This is a genomic window from Aurantimonas sp. (genome assembly GCF_964217435.1).
Taxonomy (GTDB): Bacteria; Pseudomonadota; Alphaproteobacteria; order Rhizobiales; family Rhizobiaceae; genus Aurantimonas; species Aurantimonas coralicida.
Genome location: NZ_CAXPJM010000010.1, coordinates 1 through 18,363 on the forward strand (window position 1 = coordinate 1; position 18,363 = coordinate 18,363).

Consider the following 18,363-nt stretch of genomic DNA (forward strand, 5'->3'; position numbering starts at 1 on the left):
GCGCCGGCCTCCTGCTCCTTCAGCATTCCAATGATCTGTTCCTCTGTGAACCGTGATGGTCGCATCGTCCGTCTCCGTGATCGACGGACTCTACCCAAATCTGGAGGAAGTTCAGGGTCTCAGGTCATGCTGAATGCATTCATCGTGTCCATGACCGCCGACGCAGCGTTTCGCAACATCATGCTGGCTGGGGGAAGCGCAGACAAGGCTGTCTACAATGCTGCACTCGACTTGCGTCGCAGCGAGGCTTTCGTAGCAAACTTTCGAGCTTGTCTTCTTTCATTGCGCCCGAGCGGGGCATTCGCATTCGAAAAGCTCGAATCGTTCCCGCGACCGACCCGCCTGCTGCGCTACAAGCTAAAGAAGATCGACCATCCAATCCTGAGATTGCCACTCTTTTCTGAATCCAGTAGCGGCTTGGTACTGTCCGACGAGCAATGGGCAGCCATAGAACCCCACGTGCAGAAGGCGCGCTTTCTGCACCATAAGCATAGTATGGCGACGCGGAACGATGTGGATTCCGGTGCGTGGGTCATTCGCAACGAGGTGAGTTGGGATCGACTTTCGAGCGACCTCAACCGCTCGCCGAGCAATACGGCCCAACGTTTCACTGCTTTTCTCGCGAGCCCATCCTTCCAGCAGGCTACGTTAGCCCTCCTTCGGCTGGACGGATTACATAAGGACGGCGAGCAGCTCGACGTGCCGATGTTCGTCCGGACACCACGATCGAAGCGCTAGCTTAGAGGCGTGCGGTGACGTAGCCCGACAAATAGTTTGCGTTTGGCCCGATCCACAAGGTCCGGAAACGCGAACTTCCGCCGCGATTTGCGACACATAGATCGCTTCCCGCGACACAACAGGATGATTTTCGCATAGCCTGCTTCCGGATAACCGGCGTCACCACGCTCTGAGGATCTGATTCATCCGCCTTCACCTTTCAGTTAGTGGAAGGTCTAATCTCACTGTCATGACGCTGATCGCCGCCTGATATTCGTCGCTCTGCTCGCCGCGTTCGCGGCGGGTTCGGCTGCACATGCCGCAGGTTCGGCGAAGATGACCGCCGACATGATCGCTGTCGACGTTGCATCCATGGACACGGCGGGCTGCGAAACCTGAGATGATTCTGAAGCCGGCGATATGGGCATCGCATGCGATTTCCTTTGCGGCTCGGGTAGTTTCGCGGCTATTCTCGGACCGCAGGCGGATCGGCTCGTTCAGCCGACCGGCGGGTTCATCGACCCCGTGGTAGCCGATAACCGTTGCGGACTGACGGGTCCTCCTGCGAAGCAGCCCCCTCGAACTCTCATCTGATCGGACGTCCGGCACGCTCTCGCCTCCGGCCGTCTTTCCATGCTTTCCGGTGCGTTGGCGCCGGAGCAGGGCTGTAGCCGATGCCGGTCTTATCCGGCGTTCCGGCAGGCGACCACCCGATCAGTGAGTGTTGAACAATGGCCCTACCTCCGGACCGAGCACTTCGTGCGCTTCGATGTCTGCTACTCCGAGCCGAGCGGACTTTCTTCACCAAACCCGACGCCGAGATGGACAACTGGGACAATGACTTCCTCGACCTGGTCGAGGAAGCGAATCTCAGCTTCCAAGGAACGGCGGATGGCGAGATCGCCTTCGGCGCGCTCAAGGGCTTCCTCGACGTCCGCTATGGCGCACGCGACGGATCCGCCTGTGCAGAGTTCTCGTGGGAGGGACAAGACGAGAATGACCCCGCCTGCGGTCGCGGATGGGCAGCACTCGGCACCGCCGGACGCCTCGTCGGGCACTTCTACATCCACAACGGCGACGATTCAGGGTTCGTTTGCGAACGTGGGTGAATTCTTCAACAGCCTGCTAGGACGATCGGAAACGATCGACCATGTCCTCTACCGCATCGACGGTGAGCGAAATGTTTGACCGCTGTGGGCAATGGAGCAGCGTATACGTCGTGTCGTATGCGCTGGCACTTACCGTGCACTCCACGCAAGCTTCAGGGAGCCACACGCCGGCTCGATGGCTTACGGAATGCTTCCCCCCAGGCGCCAACTTCATAGCCGTCAGTGTCCCCGACGGGACCGCTACAGGGACGACATTTTTCGTTTTGAAGTAAAGGCCTGATCGGAATGCCGCGTCGGTAGACCTGGACGTCAAAATGTAGCCGTCACGGGACGTCACCAGGCATGACCGTGAAGAAGTGTATTCCATCCACCGGTGGCAACATGCGAGTAGCGATACTCCGTATAGCTGCGCGACCTTCGCCAGATCGTTCCAGTCCGGCTGACTATTTGCATCGATCCGCTCTCGGAAATGGTCGAGCGGCATCAGGAGGGTTGCTGCGAAAAGATTGGCCTGCCGCTCGACTTCCCGATACTCAGCACCCTGACCAAACATGTCTTCGGTGGAGCACTCGATCCCATCGGGGAAATCGAGGCGATGCAGGAGGTAATGTCCGAATTCGTGGGCGATCGTGAAGCGCTGCCTGCCCTCGGTCGTCGTGTCGTTGTAGAAAATTCCCCAGCCCGACCGACCGCGGGGCGCAGGCTTCAACATCCCCTCGAAACCTTCGATGTCACCGCCCCTGACCGCAGTGACTGCGTCATCCGGAAACCGTTGCGCTGAATATTCCCGAGCCAGCTTCTCGACGTCTATAGGATAGCAGTCGGCGTCGAATGCCCTGAGAACTTTGGTCAAGTCGAAAGCCCATCGTTCCGGCGTCATGGCATCTCGTCAGTCGTCCCAGAGGTCGATCATCTTCCTGATTTTGGACTTCGCATCGTTGTCCAGCGACCGGTACTTCCTGAAGAATGCGCGATCAGTGGCATCTTCCTCCGAGACCGATGATTCGTCCACCGCCATCAGGAACTCGACAGTCGTGTCCAGCGCTTCCGCTATCCGCGCCAGCTTCTCGGCCGATGGCTTTGTCTCCGGGCGATTCTCGATTTCCCAAATATAGCTCCGGCTCGACCCGCTCGCTTCTGCCAGCGCTTCCAAGGTCATCTTCTTCGCCTTCCGTAACCGCCGAACACGTTCGTTCAGAGCTTCCGGCATCGCACACCCCCAGAATCAGACGTTGACCGTCCATTGCACTAAGTTCGGTATATCGGAAATTATGGGGTTGCACAGCGATAGTCGATAGTCCATATCACGTTCGGTGAGCCGAATTTTATTTTATGGTTAACCGACTCTTGTCGTTATGAGGGCACCTCACTCAAGAGCAACGGCAAACCGGTCACGACGAGATACAGGGAAGAGATCGATGCCAGCCTACTTCACCGTCTACCCCCTCGGGAACGCCGATACGAACCTGACCCGTTTTGCGAACAACGACCTCATGGTCGTTGACTACGCCAACCGGCGAGATCCGAACGATCGCTACGATAAGCGGATCGATCTGGCCGAAGCCCTCAAGGGTGAACTCGAGGACGCGGATCGCGATAGTTTCCGCGTCGCCGTCTTCACCCACTTGGATGAGGATCACGTCGACGGCGCCGGCGACTTCTTCTGGTTCGAGCATACCAGCGCCAAACAGTCCTCGGACCGGGTCAAGATGGACGAGCTGTGGGTTCCGGCAGCTGCACTGACGGAGAAGAAGCTCCAGGACGATGCGCGTAGCATCTGGAAGGAGGCGCGATACCGCCTGAAGAATGGTGAGGGCATCAAGGTCTTCTCACGTCCTCAGGCACTTGCCGGTCTTCTCGCTGAATGGGGACTCACGGTCGAGGACCGGGAGGACTGTTTCGTCGATGCCGGCCAGACGGTGCCGGGCTTCGATCTCGATGGCGGCGAGCAAGCCGAGTTTTTCGTTCACAGTCCTTTCGCCTGGCGTCAGGACGACGGTCTCGTAGACCGGAACCAGAACGCAATCGTCATGCAGATGACTCTCCGGGATGGAGGGGAAGACAGCCACATCCTCCTCGGTGCCGACATCGAGCACGAAACCCTGTCGGAGATTGTCAGGACGTCACGGAAGTACGGGAACTCTGACCGTCTGGAATGGGACGTCCTCAAGCTGTTCCATCACTGCTCTTACCTCGCCCTGTCCAGCGAGAAAGGCGACGATGTCACCGAACCGGTCGAGGACGTGAAGTGGCTCTTCGAAGAGCTTGCTCGTCAGAAGGAGATCATCATTTCCCCGAGTTGGCCGATTCCCGCAAAGGGCAGCGCCGAGGACGATGACAAGCAGCCACCGCATCGCCAGGCCGCGAATTACTACAAGCGGATCATCAAGGACTCCGATGGCCAGTTCATCGTGACGATGGAATCGCCCACCACCGCGAAGCCGAAGCCGACCAAGCTGAAGGTGACGTCGACGGGCGTCTCTGTTGTCCTGGCTGGCGCTCCGACGTCCTCAGGGGCTGCCACTTCTGAATCGTCTCGGGCGGGCTGAATATGTGGCGCCCAAAGAGCAGTGAAGAGGTCGACCGCACGTCGCTTGAGGCACCATTGGCAATCGCGTTCGCAAAGTACGTCGAGGAAACTTGCGCCGACTTCGCTCAGCTGCGGGAATGTCGGCGCTATGCGAAGTCAGGCCGCGAGATTGTCTCTCTCGATTTGAAGATCGGCGTCCCGCAGCGTCCCATTTACCCGATCCTTCCAACCGAGGCGATATCGGTCGCCTTTTTCCCTGACAACGAGGGCGCGCCATGGGTCTTCGTTGCCCGGGAGGATTTCCCCGACACGCCCCATCAGAACCTGATGCCTGAAGGCCAGCCGAGCGCGCTCTGCATCGACGATCGGCCGTGGCAGGATGCCCGGGCCAATTACACCCCATCAGAACTCATGGGACGTATTGTCATGTGGTTCGACAAGGCTTGTCAGGGAGAACTGCACGGCACCGATCAGCCTTACGATCCGGTGTTCCTCTATGACAGCGCTCACGAAGTGATCGTGACTTCGCAGGCCGAGCAGACAATGGCTGACGGCGAGCGGCTGGATATCTGGACGACCGATGACAGCCGAAAATACCTAATCGTGGTGCCATTCGATCGAGAACGTGCCGCATCGGTGTCTACGGCCGGCCTGCAGGTTGTCTATGCCGAGGTCAGGCCCGACAAGATGTCGAGGATCAGACGAGCGCCGCAGAACCTTCGCCGGCTCGTTGAAATGCTCAAAGAACGAGATCTGGACCTCCTGCCCGCACTCCAGTCGGCCGTGGAGGATTGGTTGGCCCTTGCTCGAGAAGACAGGGACAAGGCCTGGAGCTTCTGTATTCTTCTGCATATGCCCCAGATCCACCCCCGTACAGGGGAGATTGGCAGCACCAACCTCTCGGCCTTCATGTGCAGCAGCAGTGGTGGTGAAATTGGCCAGGCGCTTGGAATTCTGGATGCCAATGACAGCGATCAAGCGGGCGAGGTTAAGTATGTGCGTCTCTTCGCGGCGAAGCCGCAGGCGGAGGGGCTGGATACGATCGGAGTCTCGGTGGCTCCCGTTCACCTTCAGCTGAATGCGGCAAGAGCTAAGCTCATGTCGGGGCGAGAGGAAACGGCTATTCGCCGCGTTGCGATGATCGGAGCCGGATCGCTTGGCTCCAGCCTTGCCGAGATGCTCGTCCGCGAGGGACAGTTCCAATGGACGATCATCGATGACGATTTCTTTCTCCCGCACAATGTCAGCAGGCACACGCTGCTTGCTAACGATCTCGGCCGTTCCAAAGTCAACCGACTTGCCAGCCGTCTTCATTCGATCCGTGGCGATGCCGATCTGATCCCAATCCACGAGAACGTCCTTCGGGGCGGACCTGACGGGAAGGCGGCCGGGGCGCTGGACAGTGCGGACTTGATCGTTGACGCCTCCGCTTCCGTGACGGTTTCGCGCTGGCTCGCGGACCGCCCTAGCACACCGCGGGTCCTCAGTACCTTCTTCACGCCGGCGGGACGATCGGCAGTTCTGATGTGTGAATCTGCGGATAGGAAAGTGACACTCAGGGATGTCGAGGCCGTGTATCTGCGCGAAGTGCTCACCAATCCGCTTCTCCACGACCACCACCAGTCTGGGCAGCAAATGCGCTTTACCGGCGCATGCCGTGCCCTGACCAACCGGATTCCTACATCCTCTGTCGCCGTGCTGAGTGGCTTGATCGCAGGATCTGTGCCGGACGCCTCGAGCGCCGAAGACCCCGTTCTGAAAATCTGGACGATGCGGGACAACGGTGCGATCGACTGCCTTCCAGTTCCTGTCGCTACCATTCGTGCAGAAGCCGCAGACTGGACCGTCTTGTTCGTTCACTCCCTACTCGATGAACTCGTGGAAAAGCGGAAGATCGCGTTGCCGAACGAGACCGGCGGATCGCTGATGGGCATGATCGATTACGAGGCGCGCATCATTTCGGTCGTACATGCGCTACCAGCGCCGAAAGACAGCGTGGGAACGCCGACGAGTTTCGAGCGGGGCAAGCGAAATCTTCGTCGGCGGATTGACGACGCCCAGACTCGCTCCGGGGGGCAGGTCCGATACGTCGGCGAGTGGCATTCACATCCGGCCGGGCACTCGGCAGCGCCGAGTTCGGTGGACATGAAGCAGATCGAGGATTTGTCGGTCGCGCTGGAGATCGACGGTCTGCCTGCCGTCTCCCTGATCATTGGAGAGACTGATATCGGCTTCCTCATTCGAGAAGCTCATCATGGATGATGCGGCGAGGAGCGTCTCACCGAGGATCGGTCTTGCCCTTTCAGGCGGTGGTATCCGTGCCGCCGTCTTTCATCTCGGGGTTCTTCGGCAGCTAGCCGAAGGCAATCTCCTGGAAGACGTGACCCAGATATCGACGGTGTCTGGAGGAAGTCTCGTGACCGGCGCGATCTTCGCGCATGCAGGCGGGCGATGGCCCTCATCCGCCGATTTCCTGGGTAAGGTCTATCCTTCGATCCGAGAGATGCTAACGACGACAGACCTGTTCAGCCTCAAGGCCTTAGGTGTCAGAGGCGTTCTGCGCGAGAATTTCCGACTCGTTTCCGGAAGAGCCGGGATTCTCTCGCGCCTGCTCCACCAACGCTGGCGGATTCGGATGAAGTTCTCGGATCTGCCGAAATCGCCTCTCTGGCACATCAATACGACCTGTATCGAAACGGGCAAGAACTGGCGGTTCAGCCAAGAGGCGATGGGCGACTGGCAGTTTGGTCGTCGTTATTCCCCGGAGGTGGCGGTCGCCGACGCTATCGCCGCTTCCGCGGCCGTGCCGTACGTGATTGGCGCGATGCCGCTGACGATTTCCCCGCAGGGTTGGTGGCAGACGGATCCGGCGACGAAAGAGCCAATCCAGAAGGTCAAGCCAAGATTTCAAAAAGTCCATCTCTGGGACGGCGGCGCCTACGAAAACATGGCTCTCGAAGCGCTCTATAAGCCCGCTGGAGGACTGCAAAACTTCGATGCTCTGATCTGCAGCGACGCGTCCGGGCCTCTCGGCGAGCCGGAAACGGTTGCCACGTCGCTGCTCGCGGGACGGTTGGCCTCGCCCCGCCTTTTTGACATTGCGAGCGACCAAATCCGGGCGCTGCGCTCTCGCGTGCTGATGAAGTCCATCGAGAGCAACGAAATCGAGGGCTATCTACTCCGGATCGGCGTCCCGGCGCGCAAATTCGGCCTCAGGTTGCCCGAGACGGACGACTACCTCACCGACGCTGCCTGCGATTCGTGCCTCACCTATCCCACGACGCTGACGCAGATCGAGACTGACGATTTCGATCGCATAGCGCGACATGGGTCCGAAGCGGTGCATCTGACGATAGGCACCCATTCGACAAACCCATACCTGAAATCGAGAGCAGCGCGGCGGCCTGGGCGGGACGGTGGGGAGACGTAATGACCATTCAAATCGATATTCACGACGTTGGTCACGGCGCGTGTGCTGTCATCACCTGTGCCGACGGCTACCGGATCATGATCGATTGCGGAAGCGACGACAGATGGTCTCCATCCGACCATCATCCGTGGAATTCCATCGGCGCACTCGCCATCACCAATCTTGATGAAGATCATGTTGCCGACTTCGGCAACGTGGTCAGGGCTGTCGAGCCAGGACTGATCACCGCAAATCCGTGGGTGGATTCGCTCACGCTTCAGGGCATAAAGCTCAGATGCGGCGGCATGGGTCGCGGGATCACGGCGTTCAACCAGATGCTTGCGTGCCGGCGACCAGGCACATGGGCGCATCTCGATCTTTATCGCGGCCGCCCCTCTTTCATTGATTGGTCTGTTGGGTGGAATAGTCCCGCCGCTTTTCCCAACAGCACAAACAATCTCAGTCTATTAAATGTCTTCACTCACGGCCGATTCCGCATTGTTTTCGGCGGCGATCTGGAAACGGCCGGCTGGAGGAACCTCCTGGCGTACTCGGCCATCGCGACGGAATTGAAGAATTCGAGCATTCTGGTCGCCGCGCACCACGGTCGAGAGAACGGGCAGAGCGACGAGGCAATGAGAATCATGGCGCCCGACGCGGTCGTTTTCTCGGACTCGGCGATCCAACACGGTACTCAGGAGAGCGCAGATGATTGGTACCGCTCCAGAGTCCCTGGGATTCAAGCTCTCCAGCCTTTCGGGCTGCCGCCTGATCGACGTCATGTTTTCACCACCCGTCGTGACGGGAGCATGCGAATCATAGCGGACGAAGACGGTAGCTACAGCCTCACGACCAAGTCGGCCCAATTCCGCAGGCTACCGGATGTAATCGATGTCGATCCGCGGCGATACCTGATGGCAAAATCTGGCTAGCAATTCACAAAGGGAGATACGAATGCTCGGCATCGTCAATTTTATATCGAACCTGCCTTACCGCTACAGGGCACTTAACGAGGCTGACGACGAGATCAGCTTCATCGAGCGATTCGTCGTTTGGTCGACGCCTTATGCCTGCTTTATGACAGGGGTTCTGCTACCGATTGGTTTGATCGGATCCGCCGTGATTCGGCCGGATATTCAGGTTCGTCAGTATTGAAGATCGTCACCGAAATTTCGCCTCCTTCTTTGCGGTCTGCGGTCCAGCAGGATTGGTAGGTCTAGTGACGTTGGCTGCGCTACTGTTCATCATGTTGGTCCGATTTCCAGATCAGCATGATTATTAAGGATTTCTTCGCCGAAGTGTAGCTCAAATTATCTGGAAGAAATTTGACTACTAGGGAACAGGAAAAGCGCTGGCGACATACCTTTCCCCTGCGCCGCAAATCTCATCATACAGCGCGATTAAAGGCGCGAACAACATGAGGGACGCTGTCGCCGAGCTACACCAACTGCGGGAATGCAATTGCCGGCTGGCGGGGTAACTCGCGTCTGAACTCAGGAACACACGCGTGTGACAGGCTTCGTCGACGGCCGGCATCCGCGCAAGACCTTGGCCCAGCGTAGAGGTCGCTCACCACTCGAAGACAATTCGACCAACCCTGTAGCCGAGGGCTACGGGTTGACGACGGTCTCCTCGCATCTGAAGGGGATCGGCCCAGCAGGCAGGCGGATCCCACTCGCCTTGATTGCGGACAAGAAAGCCGTCGTCGATCATGACCTCCTTGCGGGTCGCGCTGACGCCGGAACGGTCAATTATGAATACAGCGTTCTCCTGGTGACCGACGAAGGACCGAGCAACCACCGCGAATAGCCCGTTGGACACCGTGTGCCTAAGATTTAATTCTTCTGGAATAGCGAACAACGTTTTGGACAGTGATAGGGCTCCGGTCGCCGTGCGATCCAGGAGTGGAAGCGCCCACGGGCGACCGTTGCAATGCATCCAAGGCAGGTCTGGGTTCCATTCGGGTTCGCCTACCGGCCGGAAGATTTGCATGGGCGGCGGCGCGCTCCCTGCAAATTCCTCGATGCTCACAGCGACCTCCGATTGGCGATCGAACATCAGTTCCGCTAGATTGGCGTTGAACGCGGCTCCGTAAGTCACGATCCGGTCGACGGTAATCGAACGCGTCCCGTTCTCGTGCGCAGCGTATGTTGGAAAGCTCCAGCCGAACTTTCGAGCGGCCGCATTTGCATTTCGGAAGCCAGCGAAAGCTCTCGCACGCCGTAGTTTAATTGCTGTTTCGTCGCTGCTCTGCCAACCAGAGCGTTTGGTGAAGCCTTTGGTAGCGGCCAACGTGGCGGCTATGACTAGAGCATTCCGCTCAAGGGCGCTCTCAGCTTGGCCGAACTCCACGAAATTTCTCGACACAGCGAAATTTTGTCTCACCTGATCGAGGATGCTCGCTGATATTGTTCGAGTCCCGGCCTCGGCGGCACGGTAGGTGGACAATGGAATGCTGAACTTAGTGCAAGCCTCTTTTGAGGAGAGATGCCCGCTCGCAAGTCGCGCGGCGCGCAAGCGCAGACTTGTCTTCTCTGAATCTCGAAGTGGCAAGATGGCCCAACAACCTTTCTCGATGGACCGATCGCGCGGTAACGCGACACCTCATTAGTCCACCGACGCAGACGATGACTTGCTGCAGGTATCCCAATCGTAAATTCGGTCGATATGCGTTGCGTGCCTGCTGAGACACGCTACGCATATCGAGCGGCGTTACGGGCTAGTTCTTTCTTAGGTAAGCCGCACGCTTGGTCGCATCCGTCAGCGTGGTGGAAATTGAGGTGCAACGGAAGCGGCGCCGTGCAAACTGTCAAACGGCTGCGATGGAAATCCGTATGGTTTCTGGCTTGCTGCCTGTGGCCATAAGTTCGACCATAGGCTCGGTCTGCATGTAACGATTCTGCGTCTGCCATTCGTCGTTGGCGTTCAGGAAGACGGCGCCGATCAGGCAGTTAGTCAGTAATTGCCCACCCCCGCGATTTCCGGCCTCAGCCGTCAGACGCTGACGGTTTTGAGGATGGTCTGGAAAGTGTTGGTGCCGGCGCGCAGCCTTGCGGTATCGACGACCGTGCGAATGTCGGCTTCGCCCTCGGTCGCCCACATTGCGCGGTAGCCATTGGTCACTTTGCGCTGGATAACAGCGGGTCTGAGCGTCCGTTCGCAGCCGTTGTTGGTGGGCTCCACCAGTCCGGGATAGGCGGCGAAGGTCAGGAGCTGATCGCGGGCGCGCCGGAATTTCTTCTGAAGATCACGAGCCAGATCGCATGTGGTTCGCGCCGATAGAATGGCAGCAAGACTTCGCTCCAGGGTCCGGCGCTTGGTGGCGATCATCGAGGCCGCAAAGCTTTCGATCCCATCGGCCAGGGCAAAGGCTCGTTTGAGCCAGAGCCGAAGTCGCGACGGCAGCATGTCGTCACTCGTCTGGTCGGCATAGGCGACATCCCGGGCCAGATGGGCGAGGCAGGTTTGCTGCACTGCGCCATGCCCCTGCTGGGCCGAATAGCGATCGGAGCACCAGACTTCTGGTCGATGCCCTTGCATCAGCTCGCGCACGACGACGGCGCCCCGGGTCGCAGCGGCGCGATGCACCACAGCTTCGTTCGATCGGAACACCCATTGATAGGCGTTCGAGCCCTCGATGCGCACACCTGTTTCGTCGGAGGCAACGACCTTCGCCCGGCGCAGGGCAGCGATGGCCGTGTCGCGCTCGGGCACGAAGGCTGTCTGTGACCGCCGCAGCATGTTCATCCGGCCGCCTTGGCTGATCGTGAGCCCAATGAGATCGGTAAGCGCCCTCTGCAGCCGTTCATAGGACAAAGCCTGGAAGGTCTTGAGATAGGTCGCCACGGCATGAATGCGCGGTCCGAAGGGCGTGCCGTTCGCCGCGTCCGGCACCTTTGCTGCGACCAGCACCCCACAGGACGGGCATCGCACAGAAAGGCGCCGGTGGCGCTCGACCAAAGGATGGATCTCGGGAAGCTCGATCGTCTCGTATTCGCTTGCCGTCTCGGCGGGCAAGTCGTCAGAGAGTTTCGCCTGGCAACAGGGGCACTGGGAGCACGAAAGCGCAGATAGGCCGATATATTCGATGAGCTGAAATTCGGCTTATGTAGCTGGCCGCGCCTGTGATCTGCGCGGTTGCGCCCAGAGCTATGAAAGACCTTTGTGATGACGGTTGAGAACGGCGGCGTATCGGTGGCGGTTGCTGAAGCCTGTCCGAACCTCCGGAGGAGTGATACGCCTGTGACGACTGATACCACCGTTTCCGCATTTCGACATCGCGAGGCGATCGAGGATCCCCTGACTTCGGTTCTGCGCGAGGGCGCCTGCCGGTTGCTCGCATAAGCGATCGAGGCGGACGTCGAAGTATTCCTGACTGGGGTGCAGGAGGCGCGGCTTTCTAACGGCCGAGCTCGTTTTTAGCGTCCACCGTGGGCTACAGCATCCGGCACTTGTTTCGTGCCCTAGTTGTCAGCTCTGCCTTGGGTCCGGCCCGTTGCCCCCCAGTCGCGCCCTTCCCGACGACAAAAGCACGCATCGGCTGTAAACTTTCCACGGTGGCGATTCGGCAGCGGATTATCGACGATGACCTTTTTCAGTGAACTTCTTTACGGTGTACGGGATACGAGCCTGATAGAGGCATCGAGCGTAAAGGATTTCTTCCTTCAGGTATTTCCTGAGCACGGGTATCCTCTAGATGATGAATTCTCAATTCTTCTCGAAGAATCCGATGAACTTTTTGATCGCGCCAAGCTCACGGTCCGCGAAAACTCGACCGGCTACCAAGTTGTGGATCCCAGCGGAATGTCGCTGTCGGCCTCCTTTTTGACTCCGGATGCCGCCCGCATGCACGGTGATGCGATCAGAATTTTGATAGCGCTCGACCATCTCGCGGAGACTGTAACGGTGCGCATGAACGATGAAGAAGCCACGGCTTTTACCGAACTCCTCGGCATAGAAGAGGGCCGGCACTGGATCTCCCAACGTAAGTCGGCAGACATCCAGTTCGTCATCCGCCCTCCAGCGCAGCCGCCACAGTCGCCGGCCGATATCCACCGTCAATCACTTGTGACAAAGAAAGCCGTGCAACTGCGCCCTAGACGACCGTCAGATCGCTGACGCAACCTTTTAAAATGCCGTCGGAATGAGCGGGCGCTCTTTTGGGACTCAGGCAGCCTCTTTGCCAAGGGTGACGGCGTCCGAACTCCACCCGACTTCATCACTTACGACGGTGCGCCAGCCTCGCACCGCAAACCGTCGCCTCATCATGTTCCTCGAGCACCCATACTCCGCCGCGATACGATAAAAGCCCCACGTCGACACTTCCTTGGGTGTTCGCGTCTCGAATCCTCCGCGAAGGACCCCTCGCGATACTATTTCCGTCATTTGAACGCCTTCCGACAAGACGGGGCCTGCTTCTCATCCCGTCTTGGGTCCAGTCGTCAATGTCGCCCGACAGCGGTGGCCGCAGCGTCCATTGCCACCCAACGCCCAGAGGCAGAGATGGCGACCGGATACTTCGAGATGCCGGAGCGGTTGCCGGTGCGCCGGTTCAGCCTGGTGGTTTCGGGCCGATACTGACATGGTCAACTGGAAGTCCCGTGCTGTCTATCACGATGCTGAACCCGACTAGATCTAACAGACAACAGTGAAGGCGGAGCTCGCCTGCTAGCGTCCGCGTCGACGTCGCATCAGTTCTAGGCTGGGGCATGCATCATGGTGGCTCAATGTCTGACCTACGTCAGCGGCTTGTCAAATAAATTTTGTGCCGAATACGCAAGGACGCGAGAAGTGGATGTTTCAGATCGTCAGATCACGGTCACTAGACCAAAGTGCGAAAGGTAGAGTTTGCGGCGTCGCGCTTCCTTCTTCCGCTCGCTGGCGTAATAAAGGCCTGCGTCGCGACCGGCGCCGAGTTGATGGAACGTTGCGGTTATCAGGCCAGCTTGGCCGTTTTTGACTACGATGTCTTCGAGCCTTCCGTCCAGGTGGGGATGAGGTCGATCGCCGTCTTCAGGATCGTCGTCGGAAACTCGCCGTAGTGCTCGCCTTCCGTTCGGGGGGCATGGCCTTGCAGATAATCTCGAATCTCAGCGTCCATCCCAACGCGTCGGGCCATGGTTTTGAACCTATGGCGGAAACCATGGTTCGGCGCGACTTGGGGATCGGTGACCCCTAGCTCACGGATCCAACTTGCGAGGTTCTCGCCCATCTTCTTGTAGGGCGTCAGCGCCGCTTTCGTTGATTTGCCACGAGTGGTGAAGAACAGCGTCGACCGCTGGCAGCGCTGCACGAATTCGACGAAGCCCTGCTCGAGGAGGTGATCGTGCAGCGGAACGATGCGAACTTTGTAGTTCTTCACGCTTCCCGCCTCAGGTGTGATCGTCAGGCTCCAAATGCCGTCGACTAGGGCCACGTCAGCTTTCCGCAACTGCGTCAGTTCGTTGACTCGCGCGCCGGTGTAGAGCGCCAGCCAGGGGATCCATCGTCTCGCGTCGACGTGACACGGCGCAAGCCTTGGTGGCGGCGCCCGAAGCGTGCCGTCGAGGACGAGTTGCACTTCTCGATCCGTCAGCCCCGGTCCCCGCAGCGTGCGCCGCTTCGGGACCCGAACGCTGAATCCATCGATCGGATTACTCGCGAGCTTCCGCTCGCCCACGTAGTAGCGGAACAGTGCCTTTGCCGAGGCAAGATACACGTCTTTGATCGTCCGCTGGGATTTGCCGTCCGCGCGCAGCCATTCGATCCAGGTGCCGACATGAGCGTCGGTGATCCGCGCGAGGTCGTTGGTTCCGCTGTGCGCGGTTAGTGTCCGCAAGGCCGGCAGCCAGCGCTTGCGTGTTGCTGCGGACAGGGCAACCGTCTGCGCATACGTCTCGAACGCGTCATCGAGCTTCAGCATCGACCTCGATCCGGCCGGACGCTGGTACTTCGCTTCCATCGAATCGGCTGCGAAGTCGTTATCGAGAACACGCCTGACGCGGACCGAAATCGCATCGAGGATCGCCTTGGCGATCCTCAGATCAACAGCACCGCGCATCTCGGGCACGATCCGAATGCCTCGCTGCGCGAAATAGTCATCGATCTGACCACCGCACAGGCGTTTGAACTCGCCGTGCGAATTTGGATCATCCGGCTTCTCGATGAAGCGGCTGATGACGGCCGCCAGCGCTTCGTCCCAGAAGGGCGACCAGGGTCCGGTCTCGATCTCTTTGCAATAGACGTCGTAGAATTCCGCGCTGTACGCGTTCATCTGCTCGAAGGTCGGACGAACAAGTCCTTGACGTAGGTTCGACCATCGATCGGTGAGGTCCGCCATCGCCTTCGAAAAGCGCACGCGCGCCTCGCCAACATCCTTCGTCCGCAGCGACTGCTTCTCGAGCCTCCGCCCGACAAGGCTGACGAGATCGCGTGGGACGCGAACGCGCAGATAGAAAACCCCGCTATTTGGATGCTTCCAAGGTCGAGCCATACGCAACACCATGTGTACCACCTCTGTGTACCACGCGGCGATTGCGAAACCCTTACGCGATAAAGCGTAAGTCTAAATCAATGGCTTAGAAGCTGGATGGCGGAGAGGGGGGGATTCGAACCCCCGATACGCTTGCACGTATGCCGCATTTCGAGTGCGGTGCATTCGACCACTCTGCCACCTCTCCGGCCGTTGCCCCGTCGGTCGGGACCATCCTGTTCGAAGGTGTCGCGCCGGGTAGGGACGACGGGCGTCCGGACGGTGCGGGCTTCAAATCAACCGAGGCATTGGTCGGCGCCTTGCGAGCGCGCCGGTCTCTTATCAAAGCCGGGGCCGCGTGCACAAGGGCCCCGCCACACGATTTTCATCTCGGCGGCCCATTCAGGGCACGTGAGCAGCTTCGTGGTCCATTACTGAGACTGCGCGCGAAAGAACGCCGTCGTCCTCGCGCTGCTCCGCGATGGCCGGTCGCGCTCGCCGGCTCGCGGCGCAATTGCCCTGACCGGTCTCCAAGGCCGCTGCGCATTTCTCGCGTGCAGGGCACATCCTGCGGCGTCCGCTGCGGACGACACGTCGGCCACTCCGCGGGAACGGCGTGCCGCGGGTGAGCCGCGCTCGGCCTTCAGCCGTCAGGTGCGGGTCGCGGCCACCGGTTCCAGGGCGAACAGGTCCGGCAGTTTCGGCCAGACGACGCCCGGGCGTGGCGCGAGCAGCGTGAGCAGCGCCGCGAGGCGCTCCCACGCGGCCGCGTCATGCTGCAGGTGATGAGTCAGGAGGCCGATCGGCTGCCCCCCCGAGGGCGGCCACCCAACGGACCCAGGACCACCGGCAAGCGTACCGATCGGCTCCGCGGCAGGCGTGCCCCGGCGTTCTGGGGCAGAGGGACTAGCGGCAGATGTTCCACCCGCCATGGGGTCAGCACCGCCGGCAGGTGTGTGCGCCGGCGTCTCCGCTGGCATGCCCCGGCGCATCCGCGCCGCGGACGCGATATTTGCCGATGTTTCACCCGTCACGGGGTCAGCGCCACTGGCAGGCGTGCGGGCCGGCGCCTCCATTGGCGTGTCCGGGCGCATCGGCGCGGCGGACGGATTACTGGCCGATGCTCCCCCCTCGCCCATCAACCGTGCGGCGATCTGCGCGGCCAGCAGCCTGTCGAGGGTTGCGGCGTCCTGCGCCCGGCCCGCACGCCAGTCCATCAGGTCGAGATGGGTGTGGACGCGATGCCGGGATGCCGGCTTGGCGAAAATGGAGAGGCCCGGCAGGCCGGCGTCGCCGAGCCGGGCGGCCATGCCGGGGCCGATGCGGTTCCAGGGCGGCACGAAGACCGGCAGGAAGCGGCCCTCGGCGAGCCCGGCGAGCCGGTCGCGGCCCCGCCGGATCTCCTCCAGCATGGCCACCACCGGGCGATGATCGCCGAATTCGGCGCGCTTCTCGCCGGCCGGCGCGTGGTTGGCGTGGCACCAGCCGTGCAGGAACAGGCGGATGTCGTTGTCCGGCGTCATGCCATCGAGGAGATCTGGCCGGGCCCCGTCGGGGATCACCGCCAGCCCCAGCGGCACACCGGTCTCCCGGCGCTGCGCCAGAAGGCGCCCGAGCTCCGGCGTTGCGCCCCGGGCGTCGTCGTCGCGCCACCAGAAGGCGAGCTCGACACCGGCGGCGTCCGCCGCGTCCAGCTGCCGGCGCGCCAGGGGGAAGTCGGCAGGGCTCACGCGGCGTTCCGGGCGGGCGTCGCTTTCAGGAGCGCGGCCACCCGGTCGATGCCGGGCTTCGGCGAGAAGCGTTCGCGCACCCGGCGCTCGCCGGCCGCCGCCAGCCGCGCGGCCAGATCCGGATCGTCCATCAGCCGCGCCATGGCCTCGCCTAGCGCCTTTGGGTCGCGCGGCGCGACGAGCAGGCCGGTGCGTTCGTCCTCGACCAGTTCCGGGATCGCCGAGACCTTCGTGGAGACCACCGGCAGGCGGTGCGCCTGCGCCTCCATCAGGACGTTCGGCAGGCCGTCGCGGTCGCCGCTGCGGGCAATGCGCGAGGGCAGGACAAACAGGTCCGAACGCGCCAGCAGCCCGAAGACATGCTCGCGCTCGCGGCTGCCGTGCCAGGTGATGCGGTCGCCGATCCCGGCCTTGTCGGCCTGCTGCTGCAGCCTGGCGGTCATCGCGCCGCCGCCGACATGATCGAAGGTCCAGTCGCGATCCTTCAGCCGGGCAAGCGCGCGGATCAGATCGCCGAACCCCTTCTTCTCCACCGTGCGCCCGACCGACACGATGCGGAACGGGCGCTCGCCGCGCGCGGCCCGCTCCGGCGGCTCGATGCCGGACAGGTCGAGCCCGTGATAGACCAGCTCGACGCGCCCGGGTTCGGGGGCCAGCGACTGCAGATAGTCGAGATTGACCTGCGTGCAGGTCACCCCGAAGGCGGCCGAGCCCAGCTTCTCGGTCAGCTCCCAGGCCTGCGAGGTCCAGATGTCCTTGGCGTGGGCGGAGAACGACCAGCCGATCCCGCGGATCGTCGCGGCATAGCGCGTCACCGAGGCCGGCGTATGCAGATAATGGGTGTGCAGCCAGTTGATGTCGTCGGGCAGCTCATGGGCGAGGACGCAGGCCTGGCCGAAGCGCCGGTGGCGGTTGGCGGTCGGGTCGCGCGTCAGATCGGCCTCGAACATCGCCCGCGCCGCCTGATAGCCCGGCTGGCGCTCGGCAAAGGCGCGGCCGGCCCGCACCCGCGCCGGATCGTCCTTCAGATATTCCGGCAGATAGAGGATCTCGGCATTGATCCGCCGATGCACCGGATGCACCCGCTTCTCGGCCGGCTGGCGCAGCGACACGATGAGCTGGGCGACGCCGCGATCCTCGAGCCCGGCGATCTCCTGGGCGATGAAGGTCTCCGACAGCCGCGGATAGCCCTTGACGATCGTGGCGATGCGTCCTGCCATGGTGGTCGGTCCTTGCGACAGCGTCCGGCACTGGCCGAGGATGACCGGCAGGTGCCCGTTCCCCGCCGGAAGGCGGGCCGGATGCCGGCCATCTAGTCACATGGCCGGCGGCTCGCAACCCGTGCGAGGCCGGGCCGGGTCGCAGCATCCTTGCGATGCCGTGGGGGCGCGGTGAGATGCCCACGCTTTCCCGCCGCA

The 18,363-nt window shown here is 61.0% G+C and carries 14 protein-coding genes, 1 tRNA gene and 1 pseudogene; 8 read left to right on the forward strand and 8 right to left on the reverse strand.

The genetic code is table 11. From position 1 onward, the window contains the following. The first annotated feature begins 126 nt into the window (after window positions 1-126). Both ACEQX1_RS04870 and ACEQX1_RS04875 read left to right on the forward strand, forming a co-directional pair. Window positions 127-738 (forward strand): hypothetical protein, encoded by a 612-nt coding sequence (locus ACEQX1_RS04870; RefSeq protein ID WP_370196565.1) that lies wholly within the window; start codon window positions 127-129, stop codon window positions 736-738. Between the two features lie 800 nt (window positions 739-1,538). After that, the gene (locus tag ACEQX1_RS04875) at window positions 1,539-1,826 is read left to right on the forward strand and encodes a hypothetical protein (protein WP_188076497.1); all 288 of its coding nucleotides are present in this window, start codon (window positions 1,539-1,541) and stop codon (window positions 1,824-1,826) included. Between the two features lie 16 nt (window positions 1,827-1,842). Here the strand turns inward: ACEQX1_RS04875 and ACEQX1_RS04880 are convergent, their stop codons facing one another. Both ACEQX1_RS04880 and ACEQX1_RS04885 read right to left on the reverse strand, forming a co-directional pair. After that, window positions 1,843-2,679 (reverse strand): ImmA/IrrE family metallo-endopeptidase, encoded by an 837-nt coding sequence (locus tag ACEQX1_RS04880; protein WP_370196566.1) that lies wholly within the window; start codon window positions 2,677-2,679, stop codon window positions 1,843-1,845. Window positions 2,680-2,715: 36 nt separating this feature from the next. Next, entirely contained in the window at window positions 2,716-3,036 is a 321-nt protein-coding gene (locus ACEQX1_RS04885) for a helix-turn-helix domain-containing protein (protein WP_040325318.1), read from the reverse strand. A 208-nt stretch (window positions 3,037-3,244) separates the two neighbouring features. On the opposite strand from ACEQX1_RS04885, the gene ACEQX1_RS04890 reads away from it, so the two are divergent. From ACEQX1_RS04890 to ACEQX1_RS04910, 5 genes are read left to right on the forward strand one after another with little or no spacing between them, the layout of a single operon-like run. After that, complete coding sequence (locus ACEQX1_RS04890) at window positions 3,245-4,375, forward strand: hypothetical protein (RefSeq protein ID WP_370196567.1); 1,131 nt, start codon at window positions 3,245-3,247, stop codon at window positions 4,373-4,375. A 2-nt stretch (window positions 4,376-4,377) separates the two neighbouring features. Beyond that, the gene (locus ACEQX1_RS04895; RefSeq protein WP_372521422.1) at window positions 4,378-6,618 is read left to right on the forward strand and encodes a ThiF family adenylyltransferase; all 2,241 of its coding nucleotides are present in this window, start codon (window positions 4,378-4,380) and stop codon (window positions 6,616-6,618) included. Continuing rightward, entirely contained in the window at window positions 6,611-7,786 is a 1,176-nt protein-coding gene (locus tag ACEQX1_RS04900; protein WP_370196569.1) for a patatin-like phospholipase family protein, read from the forward strand. Before ACEQX1_RS04895 ends, ACEQX1_RS04900 begins: the two co-directional genes overlap by 8 nt. Then, window positions 7,786-8,697: a hypothetical protein gene (locus tag ACEQX1_RS04905; protein ID WP_370196570.1), complete on the forward strand. Its 912-nt coding sequence runs from the start codon at window positions 7,786-7,788 to the stop codon at window positions 8,695-8,697. Before ACEQX1_RS04900 ends, ACEQX1_RS04905 begins: the two co-directional genes overlap by 1 nt. Before the next feature lie 22 nt (window positions 8,698-8,719). Beyond that, window positions 8,720-8,920, forward strand: a complete 201-nt coding sequence (locus tag ACEQX1_RS04910) for a hypothetical protein (protein WP_370196571.1) — start codon at window positions 8,720-8,722, stop codon at window positions 8,918-8,920. A 414-nt stretch (window positions 8,921-9,334) separates the two neighbouring features. Here ACEQX1_RS04910 and ACEQX1_RS04915 read toward each other — a convergent pair whose 3' ends face one another. Beyond that, the gene (locus ACEQX1_RS04915) at window positions 9,335-10,282 is read right to left on the reverse strand and encodes a helix-turn-helix domain-containing protein (RefSeq protein ID WP_370196572.1); all 948 of its coding nucleotides are present in this window, start codon (window positions 10,280-10,282) and stop codon (window positions 9,335-9,337) included. Between the two features lie 477 nt (window positions 10,283-10,759). Beyond that, window positions 10,760-11,815, reverse strand: a pseudogene (locus ACEQX1_RS04920) (IS66 family transposase); the annotation flags it as partial. 534 nt (window positions 11,816-12,349) lie between these two features. Here ACEQX1_RS04920 and ACEQX1_RS04925 point away from each other — a divergent pair. After that, window positions 12,350-12,883 (forward strand): hypothetical protein, encoded by a 534-nt coding sequence (locus tag ACEQX1_RS04925; protein WP_188076490.1) that lies wholly within the window; start codon window positions 12,350-12,352, stop codon window positions 12,881-12,883. 841 nt (window positions 12,884-13,724) lie between these two features. On the opposite strand, the gene ACEQX1_RS04930 is transcribed toward ACEQX1_RS04925, so the two are convergent. The 4 genes from ACEQX1_RS04930 to ACEQX1_RS04945 all read right to left on the reverse strand — a co-directional run bounded on the left by ACEQX1_RS04930 (window position 13,725) and on the right by ACEQX1_RS04945 (window position 18,165). Further along, the gene (locus tag ACEQX1_RS04930; RefSeq protein WP_188076489.1) at window positions 13,725-15,248 is read right to left on the reverse strand and encodes a DUF6538 domain-containing protein; all 1,524 of its coding nucleotides are present in this window, start codon (window positions 15,246-15,248) and stop codon (window positions 13,725-13,727) included. Window positions 15,249-15,333: 85 nt separating this feature from the next. Continuing rightward, window positions 15,334-15,423 (reverse strand) — tRNA-Ser (locus ACEQX1_RS04935). Window positions 15,424-15,865: 442 nt separating this feature from the next. Continuing rightward, complete coding sequence (locus tag ACEQX1_RS04940) at window positions 15,866-16,945, reverse strand: hypothetical protein (RefSeq protein WP_370196177.1); 1,080 nt, start codon at window positions 16,943-16,945, stop codon at window positions 15,866-15,868. After that, entirely contained in the window at window positions 16,942-18,165 is a 1,224-nt protein-coding gene (locus ACEQX1_RS04945; RefSeq protein WP_370196573.1) for a glycosyltransferase family 4 protein, read from the reverse strand. Before ACEQX1_RS04945 ends, ACEQX1_RS04940 begins: the two co-directional genes overlap by 4 nt. Window positions 18,166-18,363: the final 198 nt, after the last annotated feature.

Coding starts and splice junctions, on each gene's coding strand:
- ACEQX1_RS04870 (WP_370196565.1), top strand. CDS start 127: ATGCTGAATGCATTCATCGTGTCCATGACCGCCGACGCAGCGTTTCGC.
- ACEQX1_RS04875 (WP_188076497.1), top strand. CDS start 1,539: ATGGACAACTGGGACAATGACTTCCTCGACCTGGTCGAGGAAGCGAAT.
- ACEQX1_RS04885 (WP_040325318.1), bottom strand. CDS start 3,036: ATGCCGGAAGCTCTGAACGAACGTGTTCGGCGGTTACGGAAGGCGAAG.
- ACEQX1_RS04890 (WP_370196567.1), top strand. CDS start 3,245: ATGCCAGCCTACTTCACCGTCTACCCCCTCGGGAACGCCGATACGAAC.
- ACEQX1_RS04895 (WP_372521422.1), top strand. CDS start 4,378: ATGTGGCGCCCAAAGAGCAGTGAAGAGGTCGACCGCACGTCGCTTGAG.
- ACEQX1_RS04900 (WP_370196569.1), top strand. CDS start 6,611: ATGGATGATGCGGCGAGGAGCGTCTCACCGAGGATCGGTCTTGCCCTT.
- ACEQX1_RS04905 (WP_370196570.1), top strand. CDS start 7,786: ATGACCATTCAAATCGATATTCACGACGTTGGTCACGGCGCGTGTGCT.
- ACEQX1_RS04910 (WP_370196571.1), top strand. CDS start 8,720: ATGCTCGGCATCGTCAATTTTATATCGAACCTGCCTTACCGCTACAGG.
- ACEQX1_RS04925 (WP_188076490.1), top strand. CDS start 12,350: ATGACCTTTTTCAGTGAACTTCTTTACGGTGTACGGGATACGAGCCTG.
- ACEQX1_RS04930 (WP_188076489.1), bottom strand. CDS start 15,248: ATGGTGTTGCGTATGGCTCGACCTTGGAAGCATCCAAATAGCGGGGTT.
- ACEQX1_RS04945 (WP_370196573.1), bottom strand. CDS start 18,165: ATGGCAGGACGCATCGCCACGATCGTCAAGGGCTATCCGCGGCTGTCG.